Below are 1428 nucleotides of genomic sequence, written 5' to 3' on the forward strand. Positions count from 1 at the left end.
AAACAATATGTATTATTGATTGATTAAACGGGATTATTTTTTACACTACAACCATTTTGCTGCCACTACCAAAGAAAAATGGGCTACGCTTTCACGTAACCCCTTGATTTATTTGTTGAGCTGGCGGTGTCTGAATTGGTGCTGTAATTGGTTGAAATATTTATTCTAATGTCTGGTTCAACTTTCCTTAGCTGCCTGAAAGTTTTTTTGATCTTACCCATCAATAATAGGGTTACGGTACACCACGCCTGACTGATGAACTGCGTGCTCAGGGTTACCTCTTCAACGTAAAACCGTGGCAGGAGGTCCGGACTGAAAAAACTGCTCAGGACATTATCGGCGGTGGACGCACGGGTAGTCTGTAAACCGAACCGACTGGGGCGCAGTATGTGGCATCTTGTCGTGCTGTTGGAGGAGCTGTGCAAACGTGGTATTAACTTTCGTGCTCTGGCCCAATCTATATTTGCCCAACAATGGGGGGACGAATGCTGTAAAAGTAAAAGAATCTGCGATCTCAAAGTTATTGTGTTATTTTTATGTGAGCAGAAGATATTCATCAGAAACGATTATGTAAATCATTTTATTTTGCCGACGGCCTGATTGTCGAAAGAAAAGAATACCCCCGTATTCCCTGAATAGATTGACTTTTTTATCCAACCATACTTCAGCGCACTGCGTTTAAAAAATGCTTCTTTCTTATGTGGAATATCATCATTTCATCATGATGTCTTTGATGAGCGGTGAACACAATACACTTGCGCTGTCTCTTCAGGATGAATCCCCTGGTCTGGTGCCTGTGGGCTGATGTTGCAGCAGAGCTAAGGTCGCTTAAACGCTACTCAGTATTCACTTTTCAGAGGATGAAATTTATGAACAGGACCAGTCCCCATTATTGTCGCCGCTCAGTACTTTCCTTATTGATATCTGCCTTGATATATGCCCCGCCTGGGATGACGGCCTTCACTCCTGATGTTATTGGTGTGGTAAACGATGAGACTGTAGATGGCAGCCAAAGAGTAGATGAACGAGGTACAACAAATAACACTCATATTATCAACCATGGCCAGCAGAATGTTCATGGCGGGGTATCTAATGGAAGTCTTATTGAATCGGGTGGATATCAAGATGTAGGAAGTCATAACAATTTTGTGGGGCAGGCTAATAATACAACCATTAACGGAGGAAGACAGACAATTCATGACGGGGGCATTTCCACCGGTACGATAATCGACAGTGGCAATCAGGACGTTTATACAGGTGGTATCAGCAATGGAACGACAATTAAGGGTGGTAATTCACACTGTAGTGGTCAAGTAATATTGGCCACGGTTTTACAGTAAAAATGGTATCTGTTCTCTGACTCTTCCGGCGTCAGCCCACCGTTATAATGGTGAGGTCTGACGCTGTTGTAGTAGTTCAATATGTAAT

Annotated in this window: 1 protein-coding gene and 2 pseudogenes; all 3 read left to right on the plus strand. The window is 42.9% G+C overall.

Annotated elements, in window-relative coordinates:
- Positions 1 to 303: 303 nt before the first annotated feature.
- Positions 304 to 462 (plus strand): annotated as a pseudogene (locus E0D98_RS28170) (recombinase family protein); the annotation flags it as partial.
- 223 nt (positions 463 to 685) lie between these two features.
- The gene (locus E0D98_RS24140; protein WP_000927517.1) at positions 686 to 805 is read left to right on the plus strand and encodes a hypothetical protein; all 120 of its coding nucleotides are present in this window, start codon (positions 686 to 688) and stop codon (positions 803 to 805) included.
- 64 nt (positions 806 to 869) lie between these two features.
- Positions 870 to 1292, plus strand: a pseudogene (locus E0D98_RS24145) (AIDA repeat-containing protein); the annotation flags it as partial.
- Between the last annotated feature and the right edge of the window lie 136 nt (positions 1293 to 1428).

Origin of the sequence: Escherichia sp. KCJ4928 (assembly GCF_004352695.1) — a bacterium.
Lineage (GTDB): Bacteria > Pseudomonadota > Gammaproteobacteria > Enterobacterales > Enterobacteriaceae > ECMA0423.